The sequence below is a fragment of the Oribacterium sp. WCC10 genome (genome assembly GCF_900113415.1).
Taxonomy (GTDB): Bacteria; Bacillota; Clostridia; order Lachnospirales; family Lachnospiraceae; genus Oribacterium.
Genome location: NZ_FOPH01000043.1, coordinates 1 through 7,550 on the forward strand (window position 1 = coordinate 1; position 7,550 = coordinate 7,550).

General features: G+C 34.8%; 6 protein-coding genes and 1 pseudogene. 5 read left to right on the forward strand and 2 right to left on the reverse strand.

Annotated features, from left to right (window positions below):
* A partial coding sequence (locus tag BM294_RS16750; protein WP_175494730.1) for a transposase occupies positions 1 to 215 on the reverse strand: 215 nt, incomplete at its 3' end.
* A 76-nt stretch (positions 216 to 291) separates the two neighbouring features.
* Between BM294_RS16750 and BM294_RS15400 the strand changes: the two genes are divergently transcribed.
* The 5 genes from BM294_RS15400 to BM294_RS15420 all read left to right on the forward strand — a co-directional run bounded on the left by BM294_RS15400 (position 292) and on the right by BM294_RS15420 (position 7,162).
* Positions 292 to 1,650: an IS4 family transposase gene (locus tag BM294_RS15400; protein ID WP_091209947.1), complete on the forward strand. Its 1,359-nt coding sequence runs from the start codon at positions 292 to 294 to the stop codon at positions 1,648 to 1,650.
* Between the two features lie 140 nt (positions 1,651 to 1,790).
* The gene (locus BM294_RS15405; protein WP_091209949.1) at positions 1,791 to 2,819 is read left to right on the forward strand and encodes a hypothetical protein; all 1,029 of its coding nucleotides are present in this window, start codon (positions 1,791 to 1,793) and stop codon (positions 2,817 to 2,819) included.
* Entirely contained in the window at positions 2,816 to 4,426 is a 1,611-nt protein-coding gene (locus BM294_RS15410) for a coiled-coil domain-containing protein (RefSeq protein ID WP_091209950.1), read from the forward strand. The genes BM294_RS15405 and BM294_RS15410 overlap by 4 nt, the downstream gene beginning before the upstream one ends.
* Before the next feature lie 546 nt (positions 4,427 to 4,972).
* On the forward strand, positions 4,973 to 5,884 hold the full coding sequence (locus BM294_RS15415) for a hypothetical protein (RefSeq protein WP_091209952.1): 912 nt from the start codon (positions 4,973 to 4,975) through the stop codon (positions 5,882 to 5,884).
* A gap of 81 nt (positions 5,885 to 5,965) precedes the next feature.
* On the forward strand, positions 5,966 to 7,162 hold the full coding sequence (locus tag BM294_RS15420) for a DUF262 domain-containing protein (RefSeq protein ID WP_091209954.1): 1,197 nt from the start codon (positions 5,966 to 5,968) through the stop codon (positions 7,160 to 7,162).
* Positions 7,163 to 7,431: 269 nt separating this feature from the next.
* On the opposite strand, the pseudogene BM294_RS16150 reads toward BM294_RS15420, so the two are convergent.
* Positions 7,432 to 7,550: pseudogene (locus BM294_RS16150) on the reverse strand (UPF0236 family transposase-like protein); the annotation flags it as partial.

The window sequence follows — 7,550 nt, forward strand, 5'->3', positions numbered from 1 at the left end:
CCATTGCGAGAATCGTCGGTTTCCTTATTTTTATAATCATACTTAGAATATCCAAGATGGTCGTCCATCTCAGCTTCAAGCATCCCCTGAAGAGTATCGCCTAAAAGGTCTTTGAGCATATCCTGTATGTCCTGAGCATCCTTAGGCTGATAGTGCTCAAGCAGACTTGTGATGAAAGCTTTTCTTTCGGGATCCATTTTTCTTCTACGTGACATAAAAATATCCTCCTGAATTAATATTAATTCTAACATCAATCCAAGAGGATTATATCCTTCTTTAGGTTTACACAGAATAAATTACAGTCTCTCAATTTCAGATTTTATTTCAGCATTTGAGGTTGGAAACCTTCTTCGTAAATCCAATGCCAGCAAACAAAAGGGAATCCCTGTGATGAGTATCTTCCGGTACAAGCTTGCAAATGTATTTTCCAGAAGCAGTCTTTACATGCAGATGAAGTCAAATCACTTCTCAGAATCCTTTTCAAAAAACACCCTTTACCGTTTTTTGAATGATTCCAGAATTAACTGGCTTCGTTTTACAACATTTCTTGCACTGGCATTAATCAGAAACTTCTTCAATCCTCTTACAAGTGATGACCGTGCAGATGTATTTATCATCGACGATTCTCTTTATGAGAGAGCCGGATATAAACGCACACAGATGGCATCCAAGGTATTTGATCATGTTTCTATGAAATTCAAAAAAGGATTTCGTCTTCTAACTTTGGGTTGGTCTGACGGAAACTCATTTGTTCCCATCAACAGCTGTCTTCTTGCATCATCAAAAGAGGATAATCAGCTTGGCGATTTTGATAAAATTGATAGTCGTTCTCTTGCTGGAAAAAGAAGAAAAATGGCTGTAACAAAAGCTCCTGATGTTGTATTGGAATTGCTCAGGTATGCTATAAATGCCGGGCATAGTGCCAGATATGTTCTTTTTGATAGCTGGTTTTCTACTCCTCATACACTTGTAAAAATCAAGGATATGGGATTGGACTCCATTGCCATGATCAAGCTCAGTTCCAGGATCACTTATGGCTATGAAGGACAGCGCCTCAACATCAAGCAGATATATGCCAAAAACAAGAAACGTAGAGGTCTTTCAAAATACCTTCTCTCTGTAGATGTAACTGTAGGTAAAGGAACCGCTGATGAACCATCCATACCTGCAAGGATTGTCTGTGTTCGCAACCGTTCCAATAAAAAGGATTGGCTTGCAATCATATGCACAGACATGTCTTTATCGGAAAATGAAATCATCCGTATTTATGGCAAAAGATGGAACATAGAGGTATTTTTCAAAACCTGTAAGTCTTTACTCAAACTCAGAACTGAATGTCATAGTCTTTCATACGATGCACTGACTGCACATGTAGCTATCGTATTTACAAGATACATGTACCTTTCTGTATATCAGAGAAAAGATCAGGACGAACGTACAATAGGTGAAATTTTCTATGTACTCCTCAGTGAAATGGAAGACATTACATTTCAGCATTCACTTTTTGTACTGATTGAAGCAATGACTTTAAGCATAAAAAATGTACTTCATATCACAGATGACCAGGTTGAAGAAATCTATAAGGATTTCTTCTTTAGGTTACCTGAATATATGCAGGATGCGCTTACGAGCAACTATAAAGTGGCGTAATTATATTTTTATGGTCCAGAATATAGAGTTTTCAAGGTACGAAGCCCACTTTTAATGTGGGAAGTTTGAGTAATTAACATGTACATCTGAAAAGGGGAATAAAACCGTGGTTATAAAAATTAATTTGGGAGAAATGTAACATGGCGTATGTGGTTCGCTCAACTGAAAGTAAAAGAGGAAAAGGCGCTGATTTTGAAACTAAGGCGTTGCTTTACCTTATGGGTGGACGTCAGGACAGTTTTGAGATTTATGGTTTTGCAATTGATTTTTATAATGATGTTACCGGGCTTGATACTCACGCAGAAAGAGCATGGGATGTACAGTCTAAAGGAAATGTGGCGAAAGGTCCCAAGGAAGTCGGAAGAGAGCTTATTACTTTGTTTAAGAATTATATGTCTGACTTGGAGTTTGACTATTTAATCTTATTTATGGCTGGTGTGCCTGATTCATTTAGAATTGATAACAGTATAACGGTTTTCGATGTTACCAATATTACAGAGAAAGCAATGAAAAGCGTAAGAGCCGGTCTTGTTGAAGAGGCAAAACAAAAAACTTATATAGATGGAGACTGGATTACTGATGATAACATTAATGATTTTCTTGGTAAAGTTACATTTGTAATTGATGACAAAACAAAAGCAGATTACGTAAAGAATATTCTTAGGCTTAACCCGCGATTTATTCCTAAAGATGTTGTGTTGGATGGCATTTTTAACAGAATCCGGGATGCTCAGGCGTCAAAGAAGAATAATACATCTGTTGAGGGAGAGATGGTGACACATCTCAGAGATGTATATACTTATGATAGAACTATCAAAGCAAGAGAAATACGTCTAATGGTAATAAACTCTCTTGTTAATCGCAATATTGTTAGAGATGGTGCGCCGAGATACTTCTTTCCTTTAATTCAAAATTACGATGCACTCAAACAGAAAGAAGTTATCGAAGATTGCCAGTTGCAGATTTCGGTGGCGTTATTTGACAAAGCAAATTCAGATTCATTTTGGGATTTGCTGGATGTCATTGTAGATGTAATTATAGATCACAAGGAAATTGGAACCTCAGATACGTATGATTTGATTGTTGAAAACAATGCGTTGAGAGCCACATTGCTGGATGTTCTCTCTGTTCAGTATCTTATTTCTGTGATGAAGGAGGCGCTTGAATGATTTTAAAGAAAATTGCATTTGGAGATGCCTCTGAAGCATATGTTGAAAATAAATTAAATAGAGGCTTTAATATAATATTCAGTGATGATAATAATAAGGGAAAGACAATTGTCATGCAATCGGCTCTTTATGCTATTGGTAATGAACCAATCTTCCCGTCATCGTTCCCTTTTGAGGAATATTATCATTATGTTGATATAGAACTTGATAGTGGAATTGAGTTAGAGGCTTGTAGAAGAGGAACTTCATTTATAATCAAGATACAGAATAGTTTATCGATACTTGACGGTGTGGCTGAGCTAAAGAGGTTTTTAAATCGAAATGGATTAACATTTCCTGTGATAATAAAGGACAATGTACAAAAAATAGTTGATCCAGTTCTTTTATATCAATTGTTCTTTGTGGGACAGGATGGCAAGAACACTGCGACAATTTTCCATGACGGGTATTATAAAAAAGACGATTTTTGGAATCTAATATTTTCTTATTCAGGGATTGAGAGTGAAATAATAGATACTGTAGATAAAGATGCTATAAAATTACAGATTGATTTATTGAATGAAGAAAAGAAAACGATAAAGACAAAACATAAAATTCTTAAAGGGAGTAAGGGAACTGCTTTAAATCTAGTTTCTCAGCAAAGATATAACGAGACTTTTGAAAACAAGGTAAAGAAGATATCTTCCTTGCAGGGTAGAATAGTAGAACTTACTAAAGCTAGAAATCGAGCAACGAGTCGTAGGTTAGTTAATGAAAGAACATTAAATGAAATCCGTTCTTTGAATCGTACAGAGACTTCTGGGTCGCTCTATTGTGTTGATTGTGGTTCTGACCATATTGCCTATAGGTCGGGCGATAAATCGTACACATTTGATATTACCGATGTTGAAATGAGAAAAAACATCTTGGAATCTATTCAAGATAAAATTAGTGCGTATAAAGAGGAAGAAGAGAATTGTAATAATCAGGTTAATGAATTGCAAAAGCAACTTCAAGTGCTGTTAAAGGAAGAAGATTTAAGCCTTGAGACAGTTTTAATGTATAAAGATGAAATTGTTGATGCTTCGGCTGCAGATAACCGATTAGTTGAAATTAATAATGAGATAACTTCCTTAAAAGCATCACTTACTGTAAATTCTAAGAAAAGCGAGGAAGATGCTGCGAAAAGAGCTACATTAAAGAAACAAATTGTCGAGCAGATGAATAGATTCTATAAACAAATCGATCCTAACGGTTCCGTTGTTTTTTATGATTTGTTTTCAAAAAGAAAGAATACATATTCCGGATGTGAAGAGACAGAATTTTATCTAGCCAAGTTATATGCTATTGCAACTGTACTGAATCATAAATATCCAATAATGATGGATTTCTTCCGGGATGGAGAATTATCTACTGAAAAAGAAGATATTGTATTGAAACTATTTGGTGAACTTAATAATCAAAAAATATTTACAGCGACCCTCAAAAAAGAGGAAGTTGGAAAGTATAAAAAAGATAAAACGATTAATGGTATTGATTATTCTGTAAATAACGATTCACACATTCTTTCAGAAAAAAATGTTGGTCAGTTTAGGAAGTTATTAGAACCACTTATGGTGAAAATATGAAGTAATACCAAGTTTGACAAGGTCGAACCGTGTATCAGGAATTTTTTATAAACTTTTGCTCTGGTAGATTGAAGGACGAAGGATTAGTTACATTAGAGTAAGAGTGACAGGTGGCTTTAGGAGTTGATGATAAAAATCCGGTGAAAACAAGATATTTAAGCAAAAAGACAAAGGTGTTTGTTAAAAGAAATAATCTTAGGAGGATATTTTGGAAAGACATTTATTGAAACCAGGATATAATGCTCAGGATAATAAGACATTGGTACCGTGTACCGTAAAGATTTAGGAATGAGTTTTAATTAAATACTACATAGTGTAGCACATAGGATATACTTAATTTCGTTTATTATTTTATTGGGTTAGGTGGTTAGTTATAATAGCTTATTCAAATTTGGTTTCGTCATGGATGACAATGCGTGGGTAAACAAGACCAACAAATATTATTACTGTATAACTACAGGTATGATTTATGAATAGACAGCGTATGTATAAATATTTGGTAAATGATTGTCGTTTATTTCAATTGAACGGGAGGCAATAGTATAGATGGCATATATAGATCACATTAAAGTAGATTATTCAGATCAAACCGATGAGCTGAGAAAAGAATATATTAAAAGGGATAAAAAATACCTCGCTCAAATAATACAGGATAGAATTGCTAAGGATATAGATAATATTGTAAATAGATGGTATGAACTAAATGATATTGGACATATACCTGTGGAAGAGAAATTTTTAGATCTTCTAAAGGAAGCTGAACAGTTGTATTCGTTTGGTTATTACACGGGAGCTGTGGCTATAGTAGGGATAGCGACAGAAGAATATTCAAAATTTTTATATTGTAAATATATTGGAGGAGTGGATAAATTAACTCAGAAAGATAGGATTGATGAACTTCAAAAATTCAATCATATAAGTAATATTTTGAAGAATAAGTTGCATGATATAAGAAAAATACGTAATGAATGTATGCATTACAATGCAGGATTTAAAACACTTCAAGACGAAGAACTGAAGTTGAAAGCTAAGAATATGCTAAATCTATATAAAGATGTTCTAGCTGATATTGTTGATAAGAATGTGGATAGTATAAATAAGGTTATTTCAGCATTTAATAGTGATTCGGAAAGAGAGTTTGTATTAAAGTGTCGAAATATTATGATGAAAAATGGAGTGAACCTACAGTTGCCTCCAAATATTAAGAATCAGGTAAGACAATCAGTTTATCATGTTGAAGAAGTCGATATAGAAGGAACTTTATTTAAAGAGATTACTTTATTTGATATTTTTGATGGAGAGTTACCTTTAGTTGTAGACTTGACTATTCCGCAGTCTGATCATATATCTGAGTCAGGATTGAAAGAAGGAAACATTATATTTGCGACGCTTATATCTTCAGTAAGTGATGTTGGAATGACATCAGAATGGAATTTGATAAATATAGATGTACCTTAAGCATCGAAGAGATGCTTGGTTTAAGAGCAGCTATTATAAAGGAAGTAAGTGAGATTAATTGAAGATTGAAAGGTAAATACTATGCAAGTACAAATGCCTGTGAAAGTAAAAGAACATGATGGAATACAGGAGATTACTGTCACTAAAAGAAATTCAGAGGGAGATATAACTATCTGGTCGTCTAACGATGGAGATGAATCATTATACCTTGAAATTGAGCAAATAGAAGAAGATGATGGAGTGAAGTTTTCTGTAAAAAAAAGGGGAGATGCAATTGAATCGGTTAATGACGAACTGATAGAGGAAATGGGTGATCGTTATCTGGCTATGAAAATGGATAGCTTAGTCGATGATTTTGATGGTATTGAACATGAAGATAATTCGAAGGTGCCGAAGCAGGAAAAAGATCCTTATGATCCAAAACTTATAAGAGTTGAACCCAAAAATTTTCCTATTCAATATGTATGTACTTTGATAAGAAGTTCGGATTTAGATTTGGCACCGGATTTTCAGAGAGGGTTTGTCTGGTCTGATATTACGAGGAAATCAAGGCTTATTGAGTCGCTTCTGCTCAGAATACCGATTCCGGTTTTTTATCTTGTCCAGGATGACGAGGGTAAATTTCAGGTTGTGGATGGAGTTCAGAGACTTACAGTAATTAATGATTTCGTCAATAATAAGTTCAGACTTAAAAATCTTGAATACTTACACGATTGCGAAGGCTGTTTTTATAACAAAAGTGCTAAAAAACTTGATCCTTTATTTGTAAAAAGAATAGATCAGACACAGCTAACATTCAATATCATTGATCCACAAACACCGGAACAGGTAAGATACGATATTTTCAGGCGGATCAATACGGGTGGAAAAACACTTAATAATCAAGAAATAAGAAACTGCCTTGAAAAAAATCATGTGAGAAAATTGCTGAGAGATTTAAGCTCAATGGAATCTTTTAAAAAGGCCACTAGAGGCAGTATAAAACCAACCAGGATGGCGGACAAAGAGGTTATATTGAGATTTATTGCTTTTTACATGATGGATCATAATATCATGGGACAAATCTCATATAAAGGGGATATGGATCAATATCTTGATAATACAGTAAGCATATTGAATAAACATTCTGAATCGGAATTCAGTCAAATTAAAGAGGCGTTCAATAAAGCAATGGATAATGCCTATATTTTATTTGGGGATAGAGCGTTCAGAAAGTCAAGCTATATTAACAGACGGCGTAAGTTTACTGTAGGAATTAAAAATGTGAGAACCACCTGATTATTGAAAAGTTATTGTACTTCCGTGGTTACTATAATCCCTAAATTCTCTTCATGTCAAATATGTGAAATTTGTGCGCTAAGCCAGGCATACTTCTGACCAAGTATGCTTACCGTATGATTCGCATGATCGACATATTTTCCCCATTCTGAGTACATGCCTTCTCCAAGCTTTTTTGTATCTGCGATTATCTCATTTTCTGCACCCGCCGCCATTGGCAGTTTCTGAGCCTGAACCAGTTCCAGCATATCTCCATGGTTGAAGTAATATGCCCTCAAATGCGCCATTTTGTCAGCTCCCTCACGGCTCCATCCTAGAGGCCTTGAACTCATTCGGTCTGATAATACATGGCTAACATGTCCCTCAGCGCTGCACCCTACAAGGTGCG